This window comes from Ramlibacter sp., assembly GCF_035706265.1.
Lineage (GTDB): Bacteria > Pseudomonadota > Gammaproteobacteria > Burkholderiales > Burkholderiaceae_C > Ramlibacter.
Genome location: NZ_DASSVG010000120.1, coordinates 1 through 26978 on the forward strand (window position 1 = coordinate 1; position 26978 = coordinate 26978).

Annotated in this window: 27 protein-coding genes; 13 read left to right on the forward strand and 14 right to left on the reverse strand. The window is 69.9% G+C overall.

The window, feature by feature from the left end; translation table 11 throughout:
* Positions 1-44: 44 nt before the first annotated feature.
* Positions 45-2342: an ATP-binding protein gene (locus VFM98_RS04605; protein WP_325108720.1), complete on the reverse strand. Its 2298-nt coding sequence runs from the start codon at positions 2340-2342 to the stop codon at positions 45-47.
* Positions 2343-2480: 138 nt separating this feature from the next.
* Between VFM98_RS04605 and VFM98_RS04610 the strand changes: the two genes are divergently transcribed.
* The 3 genes from VFM98_RS04610 to VFM98_RS04620 all read left to right on the forward strand — a co-directional run bounded on the left by VFM98_RS04610 (position 2481) and on the right by VFM98_RS04620 (position 6132).
* Positions 2481-3683 carry a threonine ammonia-lyase gene (locus VFM98_RS04610; RefSeq protein WP_325108721.1) on the forward strand — a complete coding sequence of 401 codons (1203 nt, stop codon included), beginning with the start codon at positions 2481-2483 and terminating at the stop codon, positions 3681-3683.
* A 143-nt stretch (positions 3684-3826) separates the two neighbouring features.
* Complete coding sequence (locus VFM98_RS04615; protein WP_325108722.1) at positions 3827-3979, forward strand: hypothetical protein; 153 nt, start codon at positions 3827-3829, stop codon at positions 3977-3979.
* Positions 3980-4278: 299 nt separating this feature from the next.
* Positions 4279-6132 carry a phosphoenolpyruvate carboxykinase (GTP) gene (locus VFM98_RS04620; protein ID WP_325108723.1) on the forward strand — a complete coding sequence of 618 codons (1854 nt, stop codon included), beginning with the start codon at positions 4279-4281 and terminating at the stop codon, positions 6130-6132.
* 54 nt (positions 6133-6186) lie between these two features.
* Here the strand turns inward: VFM98_RS04620 and VFM98_RS04625 are convergent, their stop codons facing one another.
* Together VFM98_RS04625 and VFM98_RS04630 are read right to left on the reverse strand one after the other, a co-directional pair.
* A complete protein-coding gene (locus tag VFM98_RS04625) occupies positions 6187-7197 on the reverse strand; it encodes a cation diffusion facilitator family transporter (protein WP_325108724.1) in 1011 nt (336 codons plus the stop codon).
* Positions 7198-7258: 61 nt separating this feature from the next.
* Positions 7259-7738 carry an LPXTG cell wall anchor domain-containing protein gene (locus VFM98_RS04630; protein WP_325108725.1) on the reverse strand — a complete coding sequence of 160 codons (480 nt, stop codon included), beginning with the start codon at positions 7736-7738 and terminating at the stop codon, positions 7259-7261.
* A 173-nt stretch (positions 7739-7911) separates the two neighbouring features.
* Here VFM98_RS04630 and VFM98_RS04635 point away from each other — a divergent pair, with 173 nt between their 5' ends.
* Positions 7912-8259: a hypothetical protein gene (locus tag VFM98_RS04635; RefSeq protein WP_325108726.1), complete on the forward strand. Its 348-nt coding sequence runs from the start codon at positions 7912-7914 to the stop codon at positions 8257-8259.
* Positions 8260-8712: 453 nt separating this feature from the next.
* On the opposite strand, the gene VFM98_RS04640 is transcribed toward VFM98_RS04635, so the two are convergent.
* The 3 genes from VFM98_RS04640 to VFM98_RS04650 are packed head-to-tail and all read right to left on the reverse strand — an operon-like array spanning position 8713 to position 9396.
* Positions 8713-8928, reverse strand: a complete 216-nt coding sequence (locus tag VFM98_RS04640; protein WP_325108727.1) for a hypothetical protein — start codon at positions 8926-8928, stop codon at positions 8713-8715.
* A gap of 9 nt (positions 8929-8937) precedes the next feature.
* Positions 8938-9069 carry a hypothetical protein gene (locus VFM98_RS04645; protein ID WP_325108728.1) on the reverse strand — a complete coding sequence of 44 codons (132 nt, stop codon included), beginning with the start codon at positions 9067-9069 and terminating at the stop codon, positions 8938-8940.
* Positions 9070-9084: 15 nt separating this feature from the next.
* Positions 9085-9396, reverse strand: a complete 312-nt coding sequence (locus tag VFM98_RS04650; RefSeq protein WP_325108729.1) for a hypothetical protein — start codon at positions 9394-9396, stop codon at positions 9085-9087.
* A gap of 117 nt (positions 9397-9513) precedes the next feature.
* Here VFM98_RS04650 and VFM98_RS04655 point away from each other — a divergent pair, with 117 nt between their 5' ends.
* From VFM98_RS04655 to VFM98_RS04670, 4 genes are all read left to right on the forward strand, one after another.
* Positions 9514-10467 carry a LysR family transcriptional regulator gene (locus tag VFM98_RS04655; protein ID WP_325108730.1) on the forward strand — a complete coding sequence of 318 codons (954 nt, stop codon included), beginning with the start codon at positions 9514-9516 and terminating at the stop codon, positions 10465-10467.
* 80 nt (positions 10468-10547) lie between these two features.
* The gene (locus VFM98_RS04660) at positions 10548-11525 is read left to right on the forward strand and encodes a tripartite tricarboxylate transporter substrate binding protein (protein WP_325108731.1); all 978 of its coding nucleotides are present in this window, start codon (positions 10548-10550) and stop codon (positions 11523-11525) included.
* 67 nt (positions 11526-11592) lie between these two features.
* Complete coding sequence (locus tag VFM98_RS04665; RefSeq protein WP_325108732.1) at positions 11593-12438, forward strand: metallophosphoesterase; 846 nt, start codon at positions 11593-11595, stop codon at positions 12436-12438.
* 122 nt (positions 12439-12560) lie between these two features.
* Entirely contained in the window at positions 12561-12698 is a 138-nt protein-coding gene (locus tag VFM98_RS04670) for a hypothetical protein (RefSeq protein ID WP_325108733.1), read from the forward strand.
* A gap of 6 nt (positions 12699-12704) precedes the next feature.
* Here the strand turns inward: VFM98_RS04670 and VFM98_RS04675 are convergent, their stop codons facing one another.
* A complete protein-coding gene (locus VFM98_RS04675) occupies positions 12705-13619 on the reverse strand; it encodes a LysR family transcriptional regulator ArgP (RefSeq protein ID WP_325108734.1) in 915 nt (304 codons plus the stop codon).
* Between the two features lie 78 nt (positions 13620-13697).
* Here VFM98_RS04675 and VFM98_RS04680 point away from each other — a divergent pair, with 78 nt between their 5' ends.
* Positions 13698-15029, forward strand: a complete 1332-nt coding sequence (locus VFM98_RS04680) for a D-amino acid dehydrogenase (RefSeq protein WP_325108735.1) — start codon at positions 13698-13700, stop codon at positions 15027-15029.
* A gap of 164 nt (positions 15030-15193) precedes the next feature.
* Here VFM98_RS04680 and VFM98_RS04685 read toward each other — a convergent pair whose 3' ends face one another.
* The 4 genes from VFM98_RS04685 to VFM98_RS04700 form a co-directional block, all read right to left on the reverse strand.
* Entirely contained in the window at positions 15194-17524 is a 2331-nt protein-coding gene (locus tag VFM98_RS04685; protein WP_325108736.1) for a xanthine dehydrogenase family protein molybdopterin-binding subunit, read from the reverse strand.
* A 49-nt stretch (positions 17525-17573) separates the two neighbouring features.
* A complete protein-coding gene (locus VFM98_RS04690; protein WP_325108737.1) occupies positions 17574-18821 on the reverse strand; it encodes an acyl-CoA dehydrogenase family protein in 1248 nt (415 codons plus the stop codon).
* 74 nt (positions 18822-18895) lie between these two features.
* Positions 18896-19687, reverse strand: coding sequence for an alpha/beta hydrolase (locus VFM98_RS04695; RefSeq protein WP_325108738.1), 792 nt, complete (start codon positions 19685-19687; stop codon positions 18896-18898).
* Complete coding sequence (locus tag VFM98_RS04700) at positions 19684-20721, reverse strand: peptidase M29 (protein ID WP_325108739.1); 1038 nt, start codon at positions 20719-20721, stop codon at positions 19684-19686. The genes VFM98_RS04695 and VFM98_RS04700 overlap by 4 nt, the downstream gene beginning before the upstream one ends.
* Positions 20722-20755: 34 nt before the next feature.
* Here VFM98_RS04700 and VFM98_RS04705 point away from each other — a divergent pair, with 34 nt between their 5' ends.
* The 3 genes from VFM98_RS04705 to VFM98_RS04715 are packed head-to-tail and all read left to right on the forward strand — an operon-like array spanning position 20756 to position 22672.
* Entirely contained in the window at positions 20756-21292 is a 537-nt protein-coding gene (locus VFM98_RS04705) for a flavin reductase family protein (protein ID WP_325108740.1), read from the forward strand.
* Positions 21289-21723 carry a MarR family winged helix-turn-helix transcriptional regulator gene (locus VFM98_RS04710; RefSeq protein ID WP_325108741.1) on the forward strand — a complete coding sequence of 145 codons (435 nt, stop codon included), beginning with the start codon at positions 21289-21291 and terminating at the stop codon, positions 21721-21723. Before VFM98_RS04705 ends, VFM98_RS04710 begins: the two co-directional genes overlap by 4 nt.
* A 46-nt stretch (positions 21724-21769) precedes the next feature.
* Positions 21770-22672, forward strand: a complete 903-nt coding sequence (locus tag VFM98_RS04715; protein WP_325108742.1) for a DMT family transporter — start codon at positions 21770-21772, stop codon at positions 22670-22672.
* 186 nt (positions 22673-22858) lie between these two features.
* Here VFM98_RS04715 and VFM98_RS04720 read toward each other — a convergent pair whose 3' ends face one another.
* From VFM98_RS04720 to VFM98_RS04730, 3 genes are read right to left on the reverse strand one after another with little or no spacing between them, the layout of a single operon-like run.
* The gene (locus tag VFM98_RS04720; RefSeq protein WP_325108743.1) at positions 22859-23842 is read right to left on the reverse strand and encodes a tripartite tricarboxylate transporter substrate-binding protein; all 984 of its coding nucleotides are present in this window, start codon (positions 23840-23842) and stop codon (positions 22859-22861) included.
* 50 nt (positions 23843-23892) lie between these two features.
* On the reverse strand, positions 23893-24852 hold the full coding sequence (locus tag VFM98_RS04725) for a PDR/VanB family oxidoreductase (RefSeq protein ID WP_325108744.1): 960 nt from the start codon (positions 24850-24852) through the stop codon (positions 23893-23895).
* Entirely contained in the window at positions 24849-25961 is a 1113-nt protein-coding gene (locus VFM98_RS04730; protein WP_325108745.1) for an aromatic ring-hydroxylating dioxygenase subunit alpha, read from the reverse strand. The genes VFM98_RS04725 and VFM98_RS04730 overlap by 4 nt, the downstream gene beginning before the upstream one ends.
* A gap of 111 nt (positions 25962-26072) precedes the next feature.
* Between VFM98_RS04730 and VFM98_RS04735 the strand changes: the two genes are divergently transcribed.
* Positions 26073-26963 (forward strand): LysR family transcriptional regulator, encoded by an 891-nt coding sequence (locus VFM98_RS04735; RefSeq protein ID WP_325108746.1) that lies wholly within the window; start codon positions 26073-26075, stop codon positions 26961-26963.
* Positions 26964-26978: the final 15 nt, after the last annotated feature.

The window sequence follows — 26978 nt, forward strand, 5'->3', positions numbered from 1 at the left end:
TGGGCCGCCGGAAGGTGAGCGCAGCGAACCCCACCGAACGCGCCTCACACGAACCCGATCGCCCGCGCCTCCCGCACCTCTGGCTTGATCCGGTGCTCCGCTTCCAGCTGCTCGATGAATTCCTCCGGCGCAAGCTGTGTCGCGAGGATCTCCACCTGGCGCTTCACCGCGGCGAAGTCGCCGGGGCACAGCTGGTCCAGCTTCGCCAGTCGGGCGGCGACATCCGGCGCCAGGCGTGAAGCATCGCCCTCCAGCGCCTCGGTCACGAACATCTTCTCGCGCTGCACGGTCGTCAGCGGCTTGAACCGGATCTTGAAGGCGAAGCGCCGCAGCGCCGCCTGGTCGATGCGGTCCATCAGGTTGGTGGTGCAGACGAAGATGCCGGCGAAGCGCTCCATGCCCTGCAGCATCTCGTTGACCTCCGTGACCTCGTAGGTGCGCTGGGCGCCCCGGCGGTCCTGCAGGAAGCTGTCGGCCTCGTCGAGCAGCAGGATCGCCTTCTCGCTCTCGGCCTCGCGGAACATGGCGGCCATGTTCTGCTCGGTCTCGCCGACGAACTTGCTCATGAGGTCGCTCGCCTGCTTGATCAGCAGCGGCTTGTCCAGGCTGCGCGCGATGTGCTCCGCCAGCGCCGTCTTGCCGGTGCCCGGCGCGCCGTAGAAGCACAAGGTGCCGTGGCCGCGCGCGCGCAGGGCCTCGACGATGCGGGGCACCTCGAAGCGCGACTCCACGTTCAACATCTCGAGGTCGTAGGTGGTGACGCTGCGGCGCGCGCCGGCGTCGGCGCTGCGCGTGCCCAGCGCCCGGTCGGCGTTGCGCAGCTGGCGCTCGATCAGTTCCTCCACGCCCACGTTCTCGGCCGAGGCCAGCTCGGCGAAGCGCACCGCGGTGCGGATCTGTGCGGGCGTGAGGCCCTTGCGCTCGGTCAGCTTGGCCACGAAGGCGGCAGACACCTCGACGCCCTCCAGCGTCTTGCGCACGATGCCTTCGCGCGCGCCCGGCGGCGGCGACTTCAGTTCCAGGTGGTAGGCGAAGCGGCGCCGGAAGGCCGGATCGATCTGCTCGATCCGGTTGGTGACCCAGATGGTCGGCACCGGGTTGGATTCGAGGATCTGGTTGACCCAGGCCTTGCCGCTCACGCTGCCGGAAGGCGGCGCCACCACCTGCTCGGCGCGCGCCATCATCTGCGCCGCCTCGCTGGAGATCGGCGGGAACACGTCCTCCACCTCGTCGAACAGCAGCGCCGCCTGCGCGCTGCCCTTGAGGAACACCTGCGCGATCTGCAGCGAGCGGTAGCGGTCCCGCCCGCTCAGCGAGTTGCCGTCGCGGTCGGCATATTCCACTTCGAACAGCTCCAGGCCTGCGGCCTGCGCCACCACCTTGGCAAGCTCCGTCTTGCCGGTGCCCGGCGGGCCGTACAGCAGCACGTTGACGCCCGGCTCCTTGCGCTCCACCGCGCGCCGCAGCAGGTTGCGCAGCACGTCCGCGTCCTCGGAGACGAAGGAGAAGTCGTCCAGCGCCAGCGTGCTCTTGGCGGAAGGCCGGGTGAACACCGCCATCAGCTCGTTCTGGTCGCGGTATTCGCGCATCAGCACCGGCGGCAGCTTCTCGCTCACCTTCATCAGGTCCGCGAGATCGGTGATGTTGTGCTCGGAAATCAGGTTCTCGACCAACCCGATGCGCTCCAGCCGCGAGCCGGCACGCAGCGCCTCGCCGACGTCGGCGGCACTCACGCCGGCCACTTCGGCGATGGCGGCGTAGGCCTCCGGCGCGTTGTTCACCTTGAATTCGACCAGCAGGCTGCGCAGGTCGCGCTGGTAGCGCGCCAGCGTCCCGTACAGCAGCAGGGCGCGCTCGGCCTTGTTCAACTGCAGCAGGTTGGCCAGCGCGTCGATGTTCTTCTCCACCAGGGTGGAGTGCTTCTTCAGTGCGTGGGTGAGCCACTCGCCGGTGACCGTGAGCACCGACAGCAGGTCCTTGGGCTGGTCCTTCGCGTATTCGTCCAGGTAGAAGAACAGCGTGCCTTCCTCGTAGGGCCCGCGCCAGACGCCGTGGCGCTCGAGGAACTCGCGCGTGGACAGCTGCTCGTGGCCGCGCCAGAACTCGTTGTCCTTGCAGCGGCGGGCCAGGAACTCGCGCAAGCGCTCCAGCGAGGGCGGCGGCCACACCAGGTGGCGGCCGGCCAGCGAGAGCAGGCCGTTCAGGTCGCGCCGGACGTTGAACTTGGCTCCCTGCTTGGCCGCGAGTGTCAGCACGAAGTGCGAACACATCAGGTCCAGCACCGGAGCCTCCTTGAGGCCCGGCGAGGGCAGCACTTGCAGATCCAGCGAACGCTTGGCCAAACGACCTCCGTCAGGAAGGCAGGGGGGAGCGCGCCAACGATAGCGCGACTCGATGCTACATGGAAGGACCGCCGGCGGGACCCGCCCGGCGGGGCGCTCCGGCCCACCGGCGCGTGGCGGCCGGTACACAATGGCCCCATGACCGGCCTGCCCGAGATCCGCGCCGCCGCCGCCCGCCTGCACGGGCAGGTGCTCACCACGCCGTGCGTGGAGTCGCGCACCCTGTCGCAGATGGCCGGCTGCCAGGTGTTCCTGAAGTTCGAGAACCTGCAGTTCACTGCCTCCTTCAAGGAGCGGGGGGCGTGCAACAAGCTGGTGCAACTCAGCCAGGACGAGAAGCAGCGCGGCGTGATCGCCATGAGCGCCGGCAACCACGCCCAGGGCGTCGCCTACCACGCGCAGCGGCTGGGCTTGCGGGCCGTGATCGTGATGCCGCGCTTCACCCCGATGGTGAAGGTGGAGCGCACCCGCCAGTTCGGCGCCGAGGTGGTGCTGCACGGCGACACGCTGGAGGAATCGCGCGTCCACGCCATGGAGCTGGCCGGGCGCGAGCAGCTCACGCTGGTGCACCCCTACGACGATCCGGCCATCATCGCCGGCCAGGGCACCGTGGCACTGGAGATGCTGGAAGCCGTGCCGCAGCTCGATACCCTGGTGGTGGCCGTGGGGGGCGGCGGCCTGATCGGCGGCATCGCGGCGGCGGCCAAGGGGCTCAAGCCGGGCATCCGCGTGATCGGCGTGCAGGCGCAGCGCTTTCCCAACATGTACAACGCCGTCAAGCACGCGCAGCTGCCGGCGGGCGGCCCCACGATCGCCGAGGGCATCGCCGTCGGCCAGCCCGGTGTGCTCACCGAGAAGCTGGTGGAGCGCTACGTCGACGACCTGGTGCTGGTGGACGAGGGCGACATCGAGCAGGCCATCGTGATGCTGCTGGATTTCGAGAAGACGCTGGTGGAAGGCGCGGGCGCGGCGCCGCTGGCCGCCGTGATGAAGGACCCGGCCGCCTACGCCGGCCGCAAGGTGGGCCTGGTGCTGGGGGGCGGCAACCTCGACCCGATGCTGCTGGCGGCCATCATCCAGCGCGGCATGGTGCGCGCCGGCCGGCTCGCGCGGCTGAAGGTGTGCGCGCGCGACGTGCCCGGCTCGCTGGCGCGGATCACCACCGTAGTGAGCGAAGCCGGCGCCAACATCGACGAAGTGCACCACCAGCGCGCCTTTACGCTGCTGGCGGCGCAGAACGTCGAAATCGAGCTGGTGGTGCAGACGCGCGGCCGCGAGCACGTCCAGTTCCTGCTCGACGCCCTGCAGGCCGCCGGCTTCCAGGCCGAGGAGGAACCATGAGGCGCGGGGCGTCCACCTTCGGCCTACATGGCCGTCCGCGCTGCCTTGGTTAAAATGGGTCGATCGAGTGCTGCCTCCCGGCAGCGCACAGTCTCGGATGCAGGCGCAGGCCGAGCCCGAGCAACCCAGATAATGAGGAGCGCATGACCAGCCCCAACGAGCCCCGCCAGCACGGCCACGATTTCGAGCCCGAGGACCCCGTCGAGGCCGTCGTCCCGGCCATCCCGATCGTCCTGCCCGCCGTCGGCGCCGCGCTGATGTTCCTGCTGGCCTGGATCGCCGTGTACATGGCCTGATCGCCGGCTGGTTCCACCCGAAAGCCCCTGCGCTGTCGCGCTGGGGCTTTTTTGTTGCCTTTGTCGAGCACGACAGGCATGCAGCCATGCATGGTTTGCATGGAATCGGGGCTGAACCCCATGGCCGGCTCGGCTTGCCTCCCTAAAATGGCCCCCTCCGGCAGACCCAGCGGTGGCGAGCGCCCAACCGCAGCCGGCGAACCCAAGCCTGTTTTCAAAGGGCGCGCACCGGGCTGCCGAGACACGGCCCATCGAGCTTCCTTTTGGAAACACGCTTTCAAACTCAGGAGCTTCGACGCATGAACTCTCCCGCCATGCAGGGCCTCGATTTCCAGATCCCGGCACACGTGCGCAACGCCAGGCTGGTCGCCTGGGTGGCCGACATGGTCGCCCTGTGCAAGCCCGACCAGGTCTACTGGTGCGACGGCAGCCAGGAAGAATACGACCGGCTGTGCCAGCAGCTCGTGGACAAGGGCACCTTCCGCCGTCTCAACCCGGCCAAGCGCCCGGGCTCCTACCTCGCCTGGTCCGATCCCGGCGACGTGGCGCGGGTGGAAGACCGCACCTTCATCTGCTCGCAGCGCAAGGAAGACGCCGGCCCCACCAACAACTGGGTGGCCCCGGACGAAATGCGCGCGACGCTGCAGCCCCTGTTCGACGGCTGCATGCGCGGGCGCACGATGTACGTCGTGCCCTTCTCCATGGGCCCGCTCGGCTCGCCCATCGCTCATATCGGCGTCGAGCTGTCCGACAGCCCGTACGTGGCCGTCAACATGCGGATCATGACGCGCATGGGCAAGGCGGTCTACGACGTGCTGGGCGTCGAGGGCGAGTTCGTGCCCTGCCTGCACACCGTTGGCGCGCCTCTGCAGCCCGGCCAGCAGGACGCGGTCTGGCCCTGCAACAAGACCAAGTACATCGTGCACTATCCCGAGACGCGCGAGATCTGGTCCTACGGCTCGGGCTATGGCGGCAACGCGCTCCTGGGCAAGAAGTGCTTCGCGCTGCGCATCGCCTCCAACATGGCGCGCGACCAGGGCTGGCTGGCCGAGCACATGCTGATCCTGGGCGTGACCAACCCGCAGGGCCGCAAATACCACGTGGCCGCCGCCTTCCCCTCGGCCTGCGGCAAGACCAACTTCTCGATGCTGGTGCCGCCGGCCGGCTTCGAGGGCTGGAAGGTCACCACCATCGGCGACGACATTGCCTGGATCAAGCCGCACGCCGACGGCCGCCTGTACGCGATCAACCCCGAAGCCGGCTACTTCGGCGTGGCGCCCGGCACCAACATGCAGACCAACCCGAACTGCATGCTGTCCCTCGACAAGGACGTGATCTTCACCAACGTGGCGCTCACCGACGACGGCGACGTGTGGTGGGAGGGCATGACCGAGCAGCCGCCGGCGCACCTGCTGGACTGGCAGGGCAAGGACTGGACGCCGCAGCTCGCCAAGGAGACCGGCGCCAAGGCCGCCCATCCGAACGCGCGCTTCACCGTGGCCGCCACCAACAACCCGGTGCTCGACCCGGCCTGGGACGATCCCGCCGGCGTGCCGATCGATGCCTTCATCTTCGGCGGCCGCCGCTCCACCACCGTGCCGCTGGTGACCGAGGCGCAGTCCTGGGTCGACGGCGTCTACATGGCCGCCACCATGGGCTCGGAGACCACCGCCGCCATCGTCGGCCAGGTCGGCGTGGTGCGCCGCGACCCCTTCGCCATGCTGCCCTTCACCGGCTACAACATGAGCGACTACTTCCAGCACTGGCTGGACCTGGGCGCCAAGCTGCAAGCCCAGGGCGCGAAGCTGCCGCGCATCTTCACCACCAACTGGTTCCGCAAGGGGGACGACGGCAAGTTCGTCTGGCCCGGCTACGGCGAGAACATGCGCGTGCTGAAGTGGATGCTCGACCGCATCGAGGGCCAGGCGCAGGGCGCCAAGAACGTGTTCGGCATCAGCCCGAAGTACGAGGAGCTGAACTGGCAGGGCCTGGCCTTCACGCCGGAGCAGTTCGCCAAGGTGATCGGCGTCGAGCGCGAGGCCTGGGTGAAGGAGCTGCAGCTGCACGAGGAGCTGTTCCAGCAGCTCGCCTACCACCTGCCGGCCGAACTGAAGGCGACCAAGGCGCAGATCGAGCAGCGGCTCGCGTCCTGAGGCGCGTTGCGCTGATGCGATGAAGGCCACCCGCGCGGTGGCCTTTTTCATGGCCTAGTGCTCGTGCGGATGCCCGTGGCCGTGCGAGTGGCCGCGCTCGCGCCGCAGCACGTGCTCCGCGCTGCGGAAGTGCTGCACCGCATCGTCCTCCGCCTGGTGGCAGGGCGTCAGCTCGCACTGCACGGTGATGTGGGTGATGCCGAAGTCGTGCGCCAGCCGCTCGCGCAGCCGGGGCAGGATCTCGCGCTCGGCGTCGACCCGGGGGTCGTTGACGATGTGGGCGGTGAGGCTCACCTGCCCGCTGGTGAGCGCCCAGACGTGCAGGTCGTGGATGCTCTGCACGCCGGGCACGCCCAGGAAGGCCGCGCGCACGGCGCCGAGGTCGACGCCTTCGGGCACGCCTTCCAGCAGGATGTTGATGCTGGACTTCAGCAGCGTCCAGGTGCGCGGCAGCACCCACAGGCCGATCAGGATGGCCACGGCGGAATCCACCCACACCCAGCCCGTGACGCGGATCACGATGGCGCCGAGGATCACGCCCACCGAGCCGAGCATGTCGCTCCAGACCTCGAGGTAGGCGCCCTTGACGTTCAGGCTCTCGTGCCGGCCGGCGGCCAGCACCCGCATCGCCGCGATGTTCACCAGCAGGCCGATCACCGCGATCGCCAGCATGCCCAGGGGCTGGATCTCGGGCGGCTGTTGCAGCCGGCGGTACGCCTCCAGCACGATGAACACGGCGGCACCGAACAGCAGCATCGCGTTCACGGCGGCGGCCAGGATCTCGAAGCGTGCATAGCCGAACGTGCGGCGCTCGTCGGCCGAGCGCCGGCCGATGCGGATGGCCGCCAGGGCGATGGCGAGCGCCGCCACGTCGGTGAGCATGTGCGCGGCATCGGAGATGAGCGCCAGGCTCCGGGTGACGATGCCGCCGACGAACTCGACCAGCAGGAAGGCCGCGGTCAGGCCGAGCGCGATGCGCAGCGAACGCTCGTTGGCGCCGGCGGTGTGGTCGTGGCCTGCGTGGCCACCGGCATGCGAATGGGCGTGGTCGTGCGCGTGGGGCATCGGGGGCTTTCCGGCTGCGCATTGTCGCCCCTCCCCGGCACGGCCGGGTCGGCCCCGACGCTCAGGAGAAGGTCGACGGCCGGGTCAACAGCGTGCTGGAGGACCAGCGCGAAGGCTGGGGACGGCCGTAGCTGACGATGCGGCAGCGGTCCTCGCCGGCGCGCGCCGCCTTGCGGCGAACCATTGCGCGATCCACCTCCGACCGCAGGTCCACGATGCGGCGGTGGTCGTCGTGCAGCAGCAGCAGGCGCGAGCGCAGGGCTTCGCGGTCCTGCTGGCGCAGCGCCCTGCCCTGTTCCAGCGCCTCGGTGGCCCGCTCGCGCGCCTCGCGGCTGCGCTGGCGCAGCACCACGCAAGGGGGATCGTCGGCGGCGGGTTCCAGGTCGGCATCGACCGTGGCGGCGACCGCGTCGATCTGGCTCGCCAGGCGCAGGATGTCGCGCGCCGTCTCGTCGTCACGGCGGCGGCGACGGAAGAACCAGCCCGCCACCGCGCCGAGGCCCAGGGCGCCGGCAGCCGACGCGAGGGTGAGAAAGAGCATTGCTTGCAGCCGCGGGTCCGCGCGGCAGGGTTGGACACGGCCCCATGCTAGGCGCGTGCTGCGCCGCGTCGCTGACACGGGCGGGCTGGCGAGACGGGCGGTAGCTTCGGGCCGCGCGACCGGTTTCGCCTGGGTGGTTTTACGCGTCGTTACGGCTCTACACTTCGGGCAACATGTTTCGCGTTCCCTCCTGGAGCTGGTGGCACGAGCCGCGCGACGACCGCGAGCTGGTGCGCCTCGACGTGGTCGGGCTGGCGGCGGAGATCGCCACCGTCGCCCGCCGCATCGAGGAAGCGTTGCCGCCCACCGGCGCCTACCGGCAGGCCGACCAGGTGCGCGCCCGCTGCCGCTCCTACCTGCACATGGCGTTGCTGGTGCTGTCGGCGGACAACAGCTTCCAGGACGTGAGCGGGTCGGACCTGCTCGAGGCGCTGGACGTCTTCCGCGAGCTGCAGCGCAAGGTGGTGCTGCTGCGCGACGAGGCCGAGCGCCTGGGCGACAGCCTGCTGCCCGTGGCCTGACGTCGCGGGCCCTTGCGGCGCGGCCGAGCGGCACGGGAAGCCCTCGTACATTCCGAAACGATTGCGAACTGGCCGAAACAAGGAACCAAGGTGCTACCTGGGCAGCAACCAGGTGCTCGTCGACCGTGGCGGAGCAGTTTCGCGGCCGGCGTGGGATTGCCGCCCATCCGTAACGCCCCGTCCGGCCCGACGGGCCGCGTGTGCACTCTGTTACCGCATCGCAAGTGCTGTCCGATCGCACCGAAGGTGCCTAGGTGCCCCCGGGGCCCGCGCCTAGCATTCCTTCACCCGTGCTCCTCCTGGTTCCCTGCACTCCTCACGGGCTTTCCACGGGCCGCTTCTCGCGGCCCGTTTTCTCTTGGGGAGATGAAAAGGCCACCTCCCGGTGGCCTTTTCGCGGGGCTGTTGGGGGGCCCCGGGGGCGCGGCGCTCAAGCCGCGCTATACGCGCACCTCAATCCCGCCAGGGCTTGAGGTGGTACACCGCGCCGGCAGCAGGGGCGGCCTTGGCGGCGGCCTTGCGCTGCTGCCACTTCTGCTGGCGCTTGAGGGCGCGGCGGCGGGCCACCCGGTGCGACCACGCGTCGAGCGCGCGCAGCACCGGCGCCGGCAGGGCGTGGATCGCCTGTTGCATCAGCAGGAACAGCGAGTTGTGGAGGCTGGCGGTCATCTTGTTCTCTCAGAGGTAGCGGCTGCCGTCGCGCAGTGCGTCTTCGCTGTTCATGGCGCGAAGCAGGTCGTGGAGGCGGGGGCGCTGGTTGAGCACCCGCGCGATCGCGGCCAGGATGGCACTGAGGAGGACGGCGCCCATGGCGGATCCCTGGACTCAGAAGTAGCGGCTGCCGTCGCGCAGGGCGTCCTGGCTCATCGCGCGGCTGAGGTCGGCCATCACCCGGGCATCCGTGAGCGCCAGGTTCCACAGCTTGCGGTCTTCCTCGCGCTGCTTGCGCTCCTCACGCCAGGCGGCCATGCCGGCGCGGACGCGGGCGGCGAGGCGGGTGAAGGGCGTGCCCAGCAGGGCCAGGCCATGCAGCACGACATGGGTGGCGCTGAAGCTGCCGATGGTTTCGATCGCCTGTTCCATGCGGACGACGCCACCGTGTTGGGCCGGGTATTGAGCGCGGATGAAGCTTGCCATTTGTGATCCCCTTGGTTCGACGCTTGTGGCGGTATTGCCAAGTGCGTGCATGAATACTAGGGTTCACCCTGATATTTGGCCACTTTTGATTAGTGATGGCTATCATTCATAAGCTGTATGAAGAACCTGAACTTCCGTACTCTCGACCTGAACCTTTTACGGGTCTTCGACCAGATCATGGCCGAGCGCAACCTGACCCGGGCAGCCCGCAACCTGGCCATGACCCAGCCGGCGGTCAGCAACGCCCTCAACCGCCTGCGCGACGCCGTGGGCGACCGGCTGGTGGTGCGCAGCGGCTATGGCGTGGAACCCACACCCCGGGCGATGGCCCTGTGGCCGGCGGTGAGCGACGCCCTGCGCCAGCTCGAGGCGACCCTCACGCCGGGGCAGTTCGTGCCCGCGGAGGCCAGCAACACCTTCACGCTGGCGATGGCCGACGCGACCGCCGCCGAAGTGATGCCGGGCCTGGTGGAGATCATGGAGCGCGACGCCCCCGGCATCACCGTGCGGGTGCTGCCCCTGACCACCCGCGACCCGCGCCGCATGCTCGAAGAAGGCGTGATCGACCTGGCCGTCGGCTACTTTCCCGCGGTGCTGGCCGACCTCACCGCGCAGGAGCAGACCAGCGGCATGGGCGCCTTCGCCTACGAACGCCTGTATGACGGCGTCTACGTCTGCGTGATGCGCAAGGGCCATCCGCTCGCCACCGAGGCCCTGACGCTGGACCGCTTCTGCGAAGCGCGCCACATGCTCGTGAGCTTCTCGGGCCGCCCCTTCGGCTTCATCGACGAGGCGCTGGCGGCCCTGGGGCGCAGTCGGCGCGTGGTGCTGACCGTCAACCAGTTCTTCACCGCGGGCCTGGTGGTCGAGACCTCGGACCTGCTCACCGTGCTGCCGAAACACTTCATCGGCCCCACCGGGCGGGCGGAAGCCCTGGCGCAGCGCGAACTGCCGTTCCGCGTGCCGCCGGTGCACGTCGACGCCCTCTGGCATCGCCGCCAGGGCCAGCGCAGCGACCACGCGTGGTTGCGGACCGCCGTCGCCGCCGCGGCTGGTAAAGCTTTCCACTAAGCAGTAGGCTCGCGGTACTACACGGTCGAGGCATGCGGTGCGCATGCCGGCACCGCCTTGCTGGCTCTGGAGGACACCCCATGGACCGCATCCCCGCCCCCACCCGCCGCCGCTTCCTGCAGTCCGTTTCCGCCGGCGCCGCCGCGGTCGCCGTGCCGGCCTTCGCGTGGCCGGACAAGCCGGTGCGCATCGTCGTGACCTTCCCCGCCGGCGGCGCCAGCGACATCGTGGCGCGCACGCTGGCGGAGCAGCTCGGGGCAAAGCTGGGACAGGCCTTCGTGGTGGACAACCGCCCCGGCGCGGGCGGGAGTGTCGGCGGCCTGGTCGTCACGCAGGCGCCGGCCGACGGCTACACGCTGATGCTGTCCAACTCCACGCCGATCTCGATCGGCCCGTTCGCGCTGGAGAAGCAGCCCTACGACCCGGTCGAGGGCTTCACCCACATCGCGCTGATCGGCTCCGCGCCGTGCGTGGTGATGGCCAATCCCAAAGCTGGATTGAAGACGCTGTCGGACCTGGAGGCGATGGCGAAGAAGAGCGGCCGGCTCGATTTCGGCTCCGGCGGGCCGGCCTCCATCGGCCACATCCACGGCGAGCTGATGAAGAAGGAGCTGGCCGTGAACCTGGTGCACGTGCCCTATCGCGGCGGTGCCCCGATGACCACCGACCTGATCGCCGGCGTGGTGCCGGTGGGCATCGACGTGATCACCGCCTTCGTGCAGTTCTTCAAGACCGGCCAGATCGTGCCCCTGGCCGTGACCTCGGCCACCCGCTCGCCGCTGGCGCCGGACGTGCCCAGCGTGGTGGAGACCGGCCACCGCAAGCTCGTCCTGGACAACTTCTTCGGCCTCTCGGGCCCGGCGAAGATGCCGGCCGACCTGGTGTCCCGGCTGAACACCGCGGTCAACGAGATCCTGGCCAACGCGGAGATCAAGCGCAAGATGGTGGAGCTGGGCATCACTACCACGCCGGCGAGCCAGCCCGCCTTTGCCGGCTTCGTCAAGGAACAGGTGAGCCAGCTCGCGCCCGCGGTCAAGGCCGCCGGGGTGAAGCTGTAGTCGTCCGACACCCGGAAGGCGGCCCGCCCGGCGGGCCCGGCCGCGCGCGCGGCGGCACAATGCCCGCGTGAAGATCCAGCTGATGTCCGACCTGCACCTGGAAGGCCATCCGGCCTACCGGCCCCTGCCGGCGCCGGAGGCCGAACTGCTGGTGCTGGCCGGCGACATCGGCTCCTACCAGCGCGGCTCGCAGCTGCAGGACGCGGACTTCGGCCTCGCGCGCTTCTCGCCGCGGCTGGGCGCCTGGCCCGTTCCGGTGCTGTACGTGCCCGGCAACCACGAGTACGACGCGCTCGACTTCGACGCCCCCCATGTGCGCCTGCGCGACACCTGCGAGCGCCTGGGCATCACCTGGCTGGAACGCGAGGTGCACGTGGCCGGCGACGTGCGCTTCGTCGGCACCACGCTGTGGGCCGATTTCGACGCCCTGGTGCGGCGCCCGGACGCCCCCGAGCCCACCCTGCAGGACGCGCTGAAGCTGCGCCACAAGGCCTTCCGCGCGGCCAACTTCTACCTGCAGAAGGCCGCCGCCATGCGGCATGGCGAGATGATGCTGGCCGAGGGCTGGCGCGAGCAGGCGCTGGTGTGCGAGGCCTGGCTGCGCGAGGCGCTCGCGCGCCCCTTCGAAGGCACCACGGTGGTCGTCACGCATTTCGCGCCCAGCCTGCGCAGCCACGATCCCCGCTACGGGGTCAACGCCGCCACCGCGGGCTTCTGCAATTCGCTGGAAGACCTGCTGGCGCAGGCGCAGTTCTGGCTGCACGGCCACCTGCACTGCCAGCACGATTACGTGGAACGCGGTTGCCGCGTCGTGGCCAACGCACTCGGCTACGCGAGCAAGGGCGAACAGGAAGGCTTCCGCGAACGCTTCGTGCTGGACCTCGCCGAAACCGCGGCGCCCGCGCTGCTTTAAGCAGGCCGCGTAAGCACGTGCGATTGGGAACAACTTTCCCGCCGTCTTTACACCCCCGAAGCGTGAACTCCGCACGGGCCAGCGCACACTCACCCGGGAGAACAACTTCCGCGGAGGCAGCCATGAAGCCGCTCCTGACCCCGACCCTCGCCTGGCTGGCCGCGGTCGTCGCGGCGGTCCTGCTGGCGTTCGCCTCGCCCGGCGGGCTCGGTTTCCTGTTCGACATCGAAGCATCGCACGGCGCCAACGCGCCCCGCTGAACGCATTCAGGCGGCGGCGAGCGCCTCGCGCGCCGCCTGCGCCAGCGCCGCGGTGAGCTGGTCCAGCACCGCGGACTCGAGATTCCAGCAGTGCCAATAGAGCTGCACCGGCACCTGCTTGCCCGGCGCGATGTTCACCAGCTCCCCTTGCGCGATCAGGCCGCGCACCAGCAACTCCGGCACCACGCTCACGCCCCAGCCCGCCAGCACGGCGCGCACCTGCCCTTCCGAACTCGGCACGAACAACTGCGGCAGCGAGACGCGCTTCAAGCCGAACGCGCGGCCGACGAACTCCGCCTGCATGTCGTCCTTGCGGTTGAAGGCCACGAAAGGTGTCGTGCGAAAGTTGTGCGGCGTCAGCCCCTGCGGCAGGCGCTCGTGCGCGTACGCCGCCTGTGCCACGGCCACGTAGTGCATCGCGCCCAGCGGCAGCACCTTGCAGCCACGCAGCGCCTGCTTCACGGTGGTGACGCACCCGAGCACCTGGCCCTCGCGCAGCCATTCGTGGGTGAAGTCCTGGTCGTCCGTGATGATCTCCAGCGGCAGGCCCTCGCGCGCGAGGCCGTTCAGGGCCGGCAAGGCCCAGGTCGCGATGCTGTCGGCGTTGATCGCGAGCGAAATGCGCTCCTCCTCGCGCGCGCCGCCCGTCGAGCTGGGCGCGAGCTCGCGCAGTTCGTGCTCGAGGTCCGCGCGCAGCAGCCTCATCTGCCGGGTGTGCTTCAGCAGCAGCCGGCCGGCGGCCGTGGGCCTCAGCGGCCGGCTGCGCACCACCAGCACCGTGCCCACCTGGGCTTCCAGCGCGCGCAGCCTCTGCGATACGGCGGATTGCGTGATGCTCAGGCGCTGGGCGGCGCGGTCGAAGCCGCCCTCCTCCACGATGGCGGCCAGGCACTCGAGAGCGGCAGGGTCGAAGGACTGCAAGGATTAGTTTTGCTGATGATCCCGCAGACAGTTTAATTTGGCTTTTGAAAAGAGGGTGCCGGCCCCAAACTGCGAAGGATGAAAACACTCGTCCTCGGCGCCGGCATCATCGGCATCAGCACCGCGTGGCACCTCGCCGAGCGCGGCCATGAAGTCATCGTCGTCGACCGCCAGCGCGACGCCGCGCTGGAGACCAGCTTCGCCAACGCGGCGCAGATCTCGGTGAGCTACTGCGAGCCCTGGGCCAACCGGCACGCGCCGGCCAAGCTGCTGAAGTGGATGTTCCGCAACGACGCGCCGCTGCTGTTCCGCCCCCGGCTGGACTGGCAGCAATGGCGCTGGGGCCTGGAATTCCTGGCCCAGTGCAATGACGCCGCCTTCGAGCGCAACGTGCAGCAGCTGGTGGCGCTGGGCGCCTACAGCCATGCCGCGCTGAAGGAGGTGATCGGCGCCACCGGCATCGAGTTCAATCGCCTGGAGAAGGGCATTGCGCATTTCTACACGGACCAGAAGGCCTTCGAGGAGGCCGGCGTCGCCGCCGAACTGATGCAGAAGTACGGCGTGGACCGCAAGGTGGTGAGCCGCGACGAGCTGTTCGCCATCGAGCCGGCCTTCCGCAACTTCGACCGCATCGTGGGCGGCACCTACACCGCCACCGACGAAAGCGGCGACGCGCGCGTGTTCACGCAGAAGCTGGCCCAGCTGTGCACCGAGCGCGGCGTGCAGTTCCTCTTCGGGCAGGACATCGAGCGGCTGGAAACCGCCGGCGGCGCCATCGCGGCGGTGCGCATCCGCGACCGCGACACCGGCCTGGTGCAGCGGCTCGTGGCCGACGACGTGGTGGTGGCCTGCGGCTCCTACACCGCGCCGCTGCTGCGCCAAGTGGGCGTGGACCTGCCGATCTACCCCGGCAAGGGCTACAGCGCCACTTTCAAGCTGAAGAAGCCGGCCGACGCGCCCTTCGTCAGCAGCATCGACGACGAGGTGAAGGTCGCGATGAGCCGGCTGGGCGACGAGCTGCGGGTGGCGGGCACCATCGAGGTGTCGGGCTACGACGCGACGCTCGATTCACAGCTGGCGCGCGACCGCTGCCGCATGCTGGCCGAGCGCATCGAGAAGGTTCTGCCGGGCGTGTGCGACACGCGGCTGCCGGAAGAAGGCGGGGACCCGCAGTTCTGGACCGGCCTGCGCCCCGCCACGCCGACCAACATCCCGTACATCGGCCGCACCCGCGTCGCGGGCCTGTGGGTCAATGCCGGCCACGGCACGCTGGGCTGGACCCATGGCGCCGGTTCGGGCAAGGCGATGGCGGAGCTGATCGACGGACGCATGCCGCGGATGAACTTCCGGTTCTTCGGCTTCGAGCAGGGGGCGCGGATGCCGGAAGGCGAGCTGTCGCTGGAGCACTGATCCGGGGCTTGGTGCGAGATCGAGCAGGTTCAACGCAAAAGCCGCGAACGAAAACAGCCAAAGCCGCAAAAAAGACATTCTTCAATGGATGTCCTTTTGCGGCTTTCGCGTTTCTTTCGCGGCTTTTGCGTTAAGGAAAGCCTCGCACTTGCACCACGCCTTCCTCAGGCCTGGAGGATCTCCCACACCTTCGCCGCCGTCAGCGGCATCTGGATCTGCGCGGCCGCTTCCTTCTTGTCCGCCCGCGCCAGCGCATCGGCCACGGCATTCACGACGCTGGGCGCGGCGCCGATCGTGCCGAGTTCGCCCACGCCCTTGGTGCCGAGCGGATTGGTGGTGCAGGGCACGGTCTGGTTCATCTCGGTCACGAACTCGCAGGCCACGATGTCGGCCCGCGGCGCCGCATAGTCCATCAGGCTGCCGGTCACCGGCTGGCCGCTGCCGCGGTCGTAGACCATGTGCTCGCACAGGGCCTGGCCGATCCCCTGCACGGCGCCGCCATCGAGCTGGCCGCGCACGATCATCGGGTTCACCACCCGGCCGACATCGTTGACGCTGGCGTAGCGCACCACCTGCACGGCGCCCGTCTGTGGATCGATCTCGACCTCGCTCACATGGCAGCCGTTGGGCCAGCTCGGGCCCTGCACGGCACTGGTGTGGTCGGTGAAGATGTGGCCGCCCGGCTGCTTGGCCGCCAGCTCGAAGAGACCGATGCCCACATCCGTGCCCCGCACGCTGAAGCGGCCCTCCGCGTAATCGAGGTCGGCGGCCGAAGCCTCGAGCGACTGCGCCGCCAGCTGGCGAGCCGTATCGAGCGTCTTCACCGAACCCAGGTGCAATGCGGAGCCGCCGGTGAAGAGCGAGCGCGAGCCGGCGCTGCCGAAGCCGTCGCCGCGGTCGGTGTCGCCCAGCACCACGCGCACCTTGTCGATCGGCACCTTGAACACGTCCACCACCAGCTGCGCCAGCGTGGTCGCGATGCCCTGCCCCATCTGGTTGACGGCGGAGAACACCTCGATCACGCCGTCGGCCTTCACGTCCACCGTGACGCGCTCCTCGAAGGCCATGCCGCTGGTCCATTCGAGGAAGGTGGAGATGCCCAGGCCGCGCAGCTTGCCGCGCGCCCGGCTCTCCGCCGCACGGGCCTCGAAACCGCTCCAGTCCGCGAGATCGAGGCCTTCGTCCATGACCATCTCGAAGCGGCCGACGTCGTACACCTGCCCCATCGCGTTGGTGTAGGGCATCTGCTCGGGCCGCACGAAGTTGCGCCGGCGCAGCGCGATGCGGTCGATGCCGCTCTGGCGCGCCGCCTCGTCCATCAGGCGCTCCATGATGAAGATCGCCTCCGGCCGGCCGGCGCCGCGGTAGGCGGCCGTGCACGCCGTGTTGGTCATCACGCAGCGGATGTGGAAGTCGATCAGCGGCACGTCGTAGACGCTGGTCTGCACCCAGGGGCCGACCACCATCGGGATCGTCATGCCGGTGGCCGTCGCATAGGCGCCGACGTTGGCCAGCGTGCGCAGCCGCAGCGCGAGGATGCGGCCCTGTGCGTCGAGCGCGAGCTCGGCCTGCGCCTGCTGGTCGCGGCCGTGGAAGGAGGACAGGAACTCCTCGCTGCGGTCGGCCACCCACTTCACCGGCCGTTTCAGCGTCCAGGCGGCCCAGGCGGTGGCGGCATCTTCGGGATAGATGCCGGTCTTCATGCCGAAGCCGCCGCCCACGTCGCCCACCGTCACGCGCACCTTGTCGCGGCCGATGCGCAGGATGTCGTTGGCGAGCGAGTTGCGCACGCCCGAGGGCATCTGGCTGCTCATGCGCAGCGTGAGGCGGCCGTCCTCGGCCACCCAGGCCAGCACGGAGCGCGGCTCGATCGACAGCGCCGCGACGCGCTGGTTCACGACCTTGAGCTGCACGACGTGCGCGGCCTCCTCGAACGCCTGCGCGGTTTTGGCGGCGTCGCCGAAACGCATCTCCGCCGCGACGTTGTCCGGCGCCTCTTCGCAGAGCACCGGCGCGCCGGGCGTGGTCGCCTCCTCCAGGTCCACCACGTTGGGCAGCTCCTCGTAGTCGACGAAGATCGCCTCGGCCGCATCGCGGGCCTGCTGCAGCGACTCGGCCACGACGATCGCCACCGCCTCGCCGACGTAGCGCACCCGCTCGTGCGCGAGCGCCCGGCGCGGCGCCGTGGCGGCGGGGCTGCCGTCCGCGCGCTTGAAGGCCGGGTTGGTCGGGATGGGCTGCACGCCGGCCTGCACCAGCTCGGCGCCGGTGGCGATCTTCACCACGCCGGGCAGGCCGGCCGCAGTGCAAGTGTCGATCGAGACGATGCGCGCGTGCGGGTAGGGCGAGCGCACGAACACCGCGCGCAACTGGCCCGCGGGCACGATGTCGTCGGTGTAGCGCCCCTGGCCCTTGAGCAGGCCTTCGTCCTCGATGCGCTGGACGGCCCGGCCGCTGCCGAAGCGCGTCACGATGTCTGCGGTGGCTGTGGTCATGGGCGTGGAGTCTGCCGAAAAACCGGCGGGCTTGCAGCGCCCATCGCAATCACTCATCCTTCTCGCCGGGCTCGTACAGCGCTTCGCGCCCCATGCGGTCCAGCACCAGTTCCGCCGTCCAGGGCAGCATCAGCGAGCCGCAGCGGCTGTCGCGGTAGATGCGCTCCAGCGGCAGGTGCTTCATCATGCTCTGGCCGCCGCAGGTGCGGATGGCCAGCCGCGCGATGTCGTTCGCGCCTTCCATCACCGTGTACTGCGCGGCGTAGAGGCGCATGCGCGCGTCCTTCGACGGTTCCGGCCGCGCCTCCAGCACCGCGCGCAGGAAGATGCTGCGCATCTGCTCCAGCTGGATGCGCATCTGCGCCACCGCGACCTGCTTGGTCGGGTACATGCGGCGCTTGACCGGCGGCTCGCCCGGCACTTCGCCGCGCAGGTAGCGCACCGTGAAGTCGTAGGCCGCGTTGGCCAGGCCCAGGTAGGTGGGCGCCAGCGTGAAGAACATCGCCGGCCAGGTCTGCGCGCCCTTCCAGTAGATGCCGCGCGGCATCAGCTGTTCGTCGTCGCTCACGAACACGTCCTTGAACGTGAGGTTGCGGCTCACCGTGCCGCGCATGCCGAGCGGGTTCCACTCGCCGCTGATCGCGAAGCCTTCGCTGGTGGCCGGCACCGCGAGGTAGAGCGTGTCGCGCGCGTCCGGCTTCTCGTCACCCTTGTCCTCGGTGCACAGCACGCCGTAGTAGTCGGCCGCGCCGGAGAGCGAGGCGAAGATCTTGCGGCCGTTCACCAGCCAGCCCCCTTCGACCTTGCGCGCCGTGGTGCCGAAGGGCGCCCGCCCGGCCGCTGCGGCGCTGCCCTCGGAGAAGGGCTGGGCGTAGATCGCGCCGTCCTCCACCACGCGGCGGAAGTGCAGCCCGCGTCGCCCAACATGCTCGGCGCGCTGCGCTTCGCTCATGGGAATGCCGTCCGCCAGCACGCCGGTCCACAGCGTGGAGCAGATGTGCATGTTGTAGGTGAGCGCGGTGGTGCCGCAGAAGCGGCCGATCTCCGCCGCCACCATCATGTAGGTGGCGTAGTCGGCGCCGAGCCCGCCGTGCTCGCGCGGCACGCACAGCGCCAGCAGGCCGGCCGCGCGCAAGTCCTCGTAGTTGGCGAAGGGGAAGCTGGCTTCCTCGTCCCACTGCGCCGCGCGCGCGGCGAATTTGTCGCGGCCGAGCGTGTGGGCCAGCGTCAGCAGTTCGCGCTGGGCCGCAGTGAAGTCATGGTCGCCGACGGCGGGGGTGAAGGCAAGATCGGGCATCGGGGTCGGACTCCTGGGAGGTCAACGCGGGCGCGCGGCGCGGCACGCGCGCGCATCCAGGCCGGCGGCGCGCCTCAGTGCAGCAGCACGTTCGGCAGCGAGAGGAAGTTCAGCACCAGGCCGTCGAAATCGTCGGGCGCTTCGAGGTTCTGCAGGTGGCCGATGCCCTTCATCTCGATGTAGGTGCTGCATGCGATCTCCTCCGCCATCTTCTTCATCACGGCCGGCGGCGCGTTGCGGTCATGCTCGCCCGCCACCAGCAGCGTCGGCACGTGGATGTCGCCCAGGTTGCGGCGGCGGTCGAACGTGACGATGCATTCCAGCGCGCGCCGGTAGGTGGCGGCCGGCACCATCCCCATGCAGTGGGTGGCGAGGCGCACGCCCTCGGGCAGCGAGCCGGGGCCGATCATCTGCGGCACCAGCGTTTCGGCCAGTTCGGCCATCGAGCGGCCGGCGTCGAGCGGCGCGGTGCGGCTGGCGACGAAGTTGCGCTGCCACTCGCCATCGGGCTTGCCGAAGGCGCTCGACGTGCCGCACAGGATCAGGCGGCTCACCAGCTCGGGCCGTCGCGCCACCACCTCCTGCGCCACCATGCCGCCCATGCTGTGACCGAGCAGCACCACGCTGTCGCACTTGAGCGCTTCGGTCAGCTGGACGCAGCTCTGCGCCAGGCCCTTGAAGGTGTAGGGCTCGATCGGCGCGCTGTGGCCGTAGCCGGGCATGTCCCAGGCGACGGCGCGGTAGCCCGCAGAAGCGAAGGTTTCCACCTGCGGCGCGAACGCCAGGTGGCCGCCGCCGATGCCGTGCAGCATCAGCACCGTGGTGGCGCCGCTGCCGAGGGCGGTGAAGGCCGGGACGGAGGTCATGCGAGCAGCTTACCGGCTTCGACCACCGTCGCGCCATCGAGTTGCACGGTGCATCCGCGCAGCGGCAGGTCGAAGTGGCCCAGCGTATGGCGGCCGGCGACCTCGTTGGCACCGGTGCTGTAGAGGAAATTGCCGGCGAAGGCGCGCAGCTCGGTGCCGTTGAAGTCGCGCTTGTCGTAGAGGGCCATGCTGTCCCAGCGGGCGGCCGCATTGAGGCCGTAGCCCACGTGGCTCACGGCATAGGCGTCGCGCTCGCCCCAGCCCGCGATGTAGCTGCGCATCAGCTCGGCGTCGAGCCCGCTGCCCTCGATGCGCGTCACGTAGTCCTGTTCGATGCGCAGCGTGACCGGCTGTTCCAGGTAGCGCTTGAAGGTGAGGTTGACGTCGCCGGCGGCCAGCACCAGCGTGCCTTCGACGCTGCCGCGCGCGGGGAAGGCCAGCGCCAAGCCTCCCGGCCAGTGCGTGATCGTGCCGGGCCGGGTGGTGAAACCCCAGTTGCCGCCGCACACCGCGCCCTGCAGCGAGATGGAGAGATCGGTACCGGCGGCCGACGTGACGCGCATCTCGCGCGCGCCGCGCAGGCGCTTCACGTGCTCCTTGACCAGGCTCTCCAGGCCTTCGTCGGGCAGCAGCCGCGCGAGCGCCTCGGGATGCTCGTTGCTCACGTAGAGCACGCGCGCGCCGCCCTTCAGGATCGCCGGCAGCTCCGGTGCATGCATGAGGCCTTCGACCGTGCAGTCCACCACCAGCGTGCTGCCCGCCAGCGCGGAGACCACCGGCGCGATCTGGCGCAGCACCGGCGAAGCGCCGGTGGAACGCGCCACCGGCAGCCCGGGCGCGAACACGCTCGGCAGCGCCAGGCTGAACACCTGCGCGCCAAGCCGCGCGGCGGCGAGGCGCGCGAGCTCCGGCAGCACGGGCCGGCTCTGGCTCTCGCTCAGCACCGCGACGGTGTCGCCGGCGCGCAAGCCGCAGCGGCCGAGCACCGTCTCGAAGGCCTCCAGCCACGCGGGTTCGATGGTTTCCTGCAGCATGCGATCGGGCGACGTGGGTCGCGGACCATAATAAATGAAATTTCATGCAATCCGCCACGCCATGAACCCGCCGCTGCAGGCGAAGCCGCCGACCTTTTCCGCGCGCGAGTTCCGCGCCGCCTTGGGCATGTTCGCCACCGGGGTGACCATCGTCACGGCGCGCACCGCCGAGGGACGCGTGGTCGGCCTCACGGCCAATTCCTTCAACTCCGTTTCGCTCTCGCCGCCGCTGGTGCTGTGGAGCCTGGCGCGGGCGGCTGCCTCGATGGCGGTCTTCAGCGCCGGCTCGCACTACGCGATCAACGTGCTGGCGGCCGACCAGAAGGCGCTGGCCGAGCGCTTCGCCAGCCGCGGCACCGACCGCTGGCTCGGCGTGGGCTTCGACGAGGGCGCGGGCGGCGCGCCGCTGCTGCACGGCGCGGCGGCCACCTTCGAATGCTTCAACCGCAGCCGCTACGAGGAAGGCGACCACGTGATCTTCGTCGGCGAGGTGGAGCGCTGCACGCACCGCACGGGCGCGCTGCCGCTGCTGTTCCACGGCGGGCGCTACTACACGGAGCTGCCGTTGTGAGGCCACAGGCGCGGTTCGTCGACGGCTACCTGGGCTACCTGCTCGGGCAGGCGAACCACGCCCTGTACAAGAACTTCGACATCCATGTCCGCGCGGCGGGCCTGAGCTCGATCGAATGGCGCGTGCTGGCGACGCTGCACGACAGCCCGCCGCTCACCGTGAGCCAACTCGCGCACGAAGTGCTCGCCAAGCAGCCGACCGTGACCAAGCTGGTGCAGCGCATGGCGGACCAGGGCTGGGTGACGCTGCTGGCCGACCCCGCCGACCAGCGCCGCACGCTGGTGGGCGCCAGCGCCGCCGGCCGGCGCCTGGTGCGGCCGCTGCTGGAAAAGGCGCGGGCGCACGAATCCGAGCTGCTGCAGTCGCTCGCGGCTTCGGAGCAGCAGGCGCTCAAGAGGTTGCTCGCGAAGCTGGCGGGACGATCGGCTTGAGAGCCCTGGGCGCGCGCAGACTTCTTCGGGTGGCTACCATCGCGCGATGCGCGAACGAAAACAACATCTCGACGCCCTCGCCATCGCCCTGCTGATCGCCTGCTGCCTGTTCTGGGGCTTCCAGCAGATCCTGATCAAGACCACCGTGGCCGAAGTGCCGCCGCTCTGGCAGGCGGCGCTGCGCTTCGCCGGCGCGACCGCGATGCTGTGGATCTGGTGCGCGGCGCGCGGCGTGCGCCTGTTCGAGGCCGACGGCACGCTGCGCGGCGGGTTGCTGGCCGGCGTGCTGTTCGCGGGCGAGTTCACCTGCATCTACCTGGGGTTGCGCGACACGGCGGCCTCGCGCCTCACCGTGTTCCTCTACACCTCGCCCTTCGTGGTGGCGCTGCTGGTGCCGCACGTGGTGCCCTCGGAGCGGCTGCGGCCGCTGCAGTGGATCGGCCTCGGCATCGCGTTCGCGGCGGTGGCGCTCGCCTTCAGCGAAGGTTTCACCGGGCACAGCACGCCGCGGCAGCTGCGCGGCGATGCGCTGGCGCTGGCGGCGGGGGTGTTGTGGGGGCTGACGACGATCGTGATCCGCGGCTCCAAGCTCGCCACGGCGAGCGCGGAGAAAACCTTGTTCTACCAGGTGGCGGTGACGGCCGCGGTGGCGCCGCTGCTGTCGCTGGCGCTCGGCGAGCCCTGGTCGCTGCACTACTCCGCCTACGCCTGGGTGTCGATCGTGCTGCAGACGGCGATCGGCGCCTTCGCGAGCTATCTCGCCTGGATGTGGATGCTGCGCTATTACCCGGCGACGCAGCTGTCGTCCTTCACCTTCCTCACGCCGCTGTTCGCGCTGCTGTTCGGGGTGGTGCTGCTGCAGGAGAAGTTGACGCCGCAGCTGCTGACCGCGCTGTTCGCGGTGGCGGCGGGGATCGTGCTGGTGAATCGGAAGCGGGCGGTGCGGTAACCGGGTCCGGTGCGCGCGGCGAGTGGCACGGGCGCGGAGCGCATTCGTAGGCTGGCGGTGAGCGCGCGATAGCGCCGAACCCCAGCGCTGGCGGCGTCGGCCGCGCCACCAACGCTGGGGTTCGCTTCGCTCACCTTCGGCGGCTGGCGCCGCCCCAGCCTACGGAATGCGGCGCGCTCGGCGGATTCAACCTTCCGGGGTGTAGCCGATGGTCTTGATCAGGCCGGCCCAGAAGTCGCTCTCGGTCTTCAGCAGGGCCGACAGCTTCTGCGGGCTGGAGGGATAGGCTTCCAGGTAGACCGACGCCAGGCTCTCCACCACGTCGGGCGCGGTGAGCGCCGTGCGCAGCGCGCCATTGAGCCGCTGCAGCACGTCGTCCGGCGTCTTCGCGGGCACGTAGAAGCCATACCAACCGAGGTAGGCGAGCTGCGGGAAGCCCTGCTCCACGTAGCTCGGCGTCTCCGGCGTGAACTTGCCGCGGGTCGGTCCGCTGGTGGCGAGCAGGCGCACCTTACCCGCCTTCACCTGGCTCATGAACTCGCCGGTCGGGCCGACCACGGCGGCGACGTTGCCGCCGATCATGTCCATCATCGCCGGCTGCGAGCCGCGGTAAGGCACGTGCCGCAGCTCCGCCCCCGCGCCCTTGGCGAGCGCGGCGCCGATGAAGTTCGCGGCCGACCCGGCGCCGGCGGTGCCGAAGCTCGCCTGGCTGGGGTTGGCCTTGCACCAGGCGAGGAACTCGGGCACCGTCTTGACGCTGGCGGGCACCATCGGCCCGACCACCAGCGCGTAGTCGAACATCGCGGCACAGGAAACGGGCACCACGTCGCGCAGCGGGTCGTAGGGCAGCTTGCGGTAGGTGAAGGGATGCAGGCCCAGCGGCGAAGCGGGCGTCAGCAGGATGGTGCCGCCGTCCGGCGCGGCGGACTTGACCGCCTGCACGGCGATCTGGCCGCCCGCGCCCGTCTTGTTCTCGGCGATCGCCGCCTTGGCGTACGAGCCCGTCAGCTTCTCCGCCACGCGGCGGCCGGTCACGTCGATGGTGCCGCCCGGCGCGAAGCCGATCACCACCTTGGCGGTTTCGAGGGCGTTGGCCCACGACGGACTGGCGCCGCCCAGGATCAGGCTGGCGGCCGTGCCCTGGACGAACTGGCGGCGCGATAGATGCATTCGATGTCTCCTGTTGAAGTTCTGTTGGTGGTGAAGGGAAAACCGGCCGGCTACAGATCGAGCACGAGCCGCGGCGACTTGGCGCGCGAGACGCACACGAGCATCGTGCGCAGGCTTTCGCGCTGCGACGGCGGATAGACGTAGTCGCGGTGCTCGGGCTGGCCTTCGCAGACGGCGGTCTCGCAGGTGCCGCACAGGCCCTCGCGGCACGAGAACGGAACCTCGTGGCCGTTGGCCTCCAGCACCTCCAGCACGCTGCGCTCCGGCGGCACGTGCAGGCTGGTGCCGCTGCGCTGCAGGTCGATCCAGAAGCCGTCGGCTTCCGAAGCCGTGCCCTCCTGCGGTTCGGCCGCCGGTGCGGAGAACCACTCGAAGTGCAGCGCGTCATCGCCCAGGTGGCCGCCGTGCTCGCGCACCGCCTCCATCAGCGGCGCGGGGCCGCAGCAGTAAACGTGCGTGCCCGGTTCCACGTCGGCCAGCAAGGGCGCCACCGCGAGCGGCCCGCCCTGTTCGTCGTCGCAGTGCCAGCGCACCCGGCCGCCGAACGGGCGCAGCTCTTCGTAGAAGCCCATGCGCACTCGGCTGCGGGCCGCGTAGACCAGCTTCCACGGCTTGCCCTGCGCTTCGCACCAGCGCACCATCGCCAGGATCGGCGTGATGCCGATGCCGCCGGCGATGAAGAGGTAGCGCGGCGCCTCGGGCACCAGCGCGAAGTTGTTCTGCGGCGCGCTGCAGGCCAGCTCCACGCCCGTGCGTAGCATCGCATGCACGTACTCGGAGCCGCCGCGGCTGCCGGCGGCGCGCCCCACGCCCAGCACGTAGCGCTGGCGCTCGCGCCAGTCGCCGGCCAGCGAGTACTGCCGCTGCAGGCCGTTGGGCAGGTGCAGCGTCAGGTGGGCGCCGGGCTCGAAGGACGGCAGCACCCCGCCCTGCGGGTCTTCCAGTTCCACCCGCATCACGTCGCGCGCCTCGGCGTGCACCGCCGCGACGCGCAGGTTCAGCACCGTCATGCCTGCAGGCCGGCCTGGTGCGGCGCCTTGTGGGCAGGGGCCGCGGGGGCGGCGGCCTTCTCGGTGGCCTCGGCCGCGCGTTCGGCGGCAACCAGCTTGTCGAAAGTCCAGCGGAAATGCGACAGCGCGGCGTCGGCGGCCACGGCGAGCATCTTGAAGTCGGGCTCCTTGTCCAGCACCTTTTGCTGCGCCTCGATCAGGTGCTTGTCTTCCATGAAGCCCTCGATCAGGCTCTGGTGCAGCGAGCGCGAGATGTTGTGGTCCTCGCCTTCCCAGTTGTTCAGGTAGGTCCAGAAGAAGTGCGTGGTGCGGCGCGTCTCCGGCGTCATGAACTGGCAGTTGCGGTATTCCTTGGTGCCTTCGCGGTTGCCCTTTTCCGAGCCGCTGCCGGCCGGCGAGAACATCGACTCCAGGAAGAAGATGCCGGGGATGTGCATGTGGCCGATGTTGCGGCGGTCCACGTGCTTGTCCTTCAGGTCGGCCGGCAGCACCTTGTTGTGGAAGGGCGGCGGCGCGGCGTCCATGTGCCAGCGCTCGACGCGGAAGCCGCGCGGCAGCCGCTCGATCGCCACCGGCTTGGTCTTGTACGCATACTCCTCGGAGCCGCCCAGCGTCTTGGTGTGCACGAAGGCCAGGTGGGCGAAGTCGGACAGGTTGTCGACGATCAGCAGCCAGTTGGCGTCGTAGTGCAGGTAGTCGGGGATGCCCTTCCACTGCGGGTCGCGCAGGTAGGGGTAATCGATGATCTCCGCGGGGTCGGCCTTGGCCGGGTCGCCCATCCAGATCCAGATCAGGTGGTCCTTCTCCACCACCGGGTAGCTGCGCACGCCGAGCTTGGGCGGGATCACTTCCTGGCCCGGGATCTGGATGCACTTGCCGCTGGGGTCGAACTTCAGGCCGTGGTACATGCAGCGCACGTCGTCGCCTTCGCGCCGGCCCATGTGCAGCGGCACGCCGCGGTGGCAGCAGCGGTCCTGCAGGGCGACGACCTTGCCGGTCTCGGACTTGTACAGCAGCACCGCCTCTTCCAGCAGGGTGCGGGCCAGCAGCTTGCCGTCGATCAACTCGTGGTCCCAGGCGGCCACGTACCAGCAATTCTTCAGAAACATGGTTGTCTCCTGCGGGCCGGAGGCCCGTGTGTTCGGGATGCAACAATGCTAGGGGGCACTTTGACGCACATCAACAAGCCTGCATGGCCGCTGTGTTCCGAATCCTGAACGATGAACTGGGACGATTTCGACGCTTTCTGCCAGGTGGTGGATTTCGGGGGCTTCAGCGCCGCGGCCCGCGCGCTGGACCGGCCGAAGTCCAGCCTCAGCGCTTCCGTGTCGCGGCTGGAGACCGAGCTGGGCACCCGGCTGCTGGAGCGCACCACGCGCCAGCTGCGGCTGACCGATGCCGGCGAGTCGCTGTACCGCGACATGGCCGCGCCCTTCGCGCAGTTGCGCGAGCGGGCGGCCGACGCGCTGGCCCAGGGCACGGCGGTGCAGGGCACGCTGCGCATCGCGGCGCCCTACGAGTTCGGCGCCCATCACCTGGCCCCGGTGGCCTGCCGCGTGATGCGCGAGTTTCCGCGCCTGAAGGTGCACATCGACGTGGAACACGCGCGGGTGGCGCTGTTCGAGCGCCACTACGACATCGTGTTCTCGGCCATCGAGCACAGCTTCGCGCCTTCCACCGTGGTCACCCGGCGCGTGTATTCGCTGGAGCGCAGCGTGTTCGCCGCGCCGTCGCTGCTGGCCGGGCAGGCGGCCCCGGAGCATCCGGAGGAGCTCGCCGCCTTGCCGCTGCTCGCCGGCGGCGAGGACCAGGGGTGGACCTTCACGAACGACACCGGCATGCGCGCGGAGGTCGACTTGCGCGAGCCGCGGCTGCGCAGCGGCAATGCGGAAGTGCGGCTGCGCTCCGCGGTCGCGGGCCTAGGCGTCGCGCGGATCACGGCGACCTTCTGCGCCGAAGCGGTGGCGCGCGGGGAACTGGTGCCGCTGCTGCCGCAATGGCGCTGCGAGCCGTTGAAGGTGTATGCCTTGCTCCCCGGGCGCCGGCTGGTGCCGGCGAAGGTGCGGGAGTTCCTCTCACGGCTGGAAGACGAAGCGAGCGGGTTGCTCTGACTCTGGGTCCCCGCC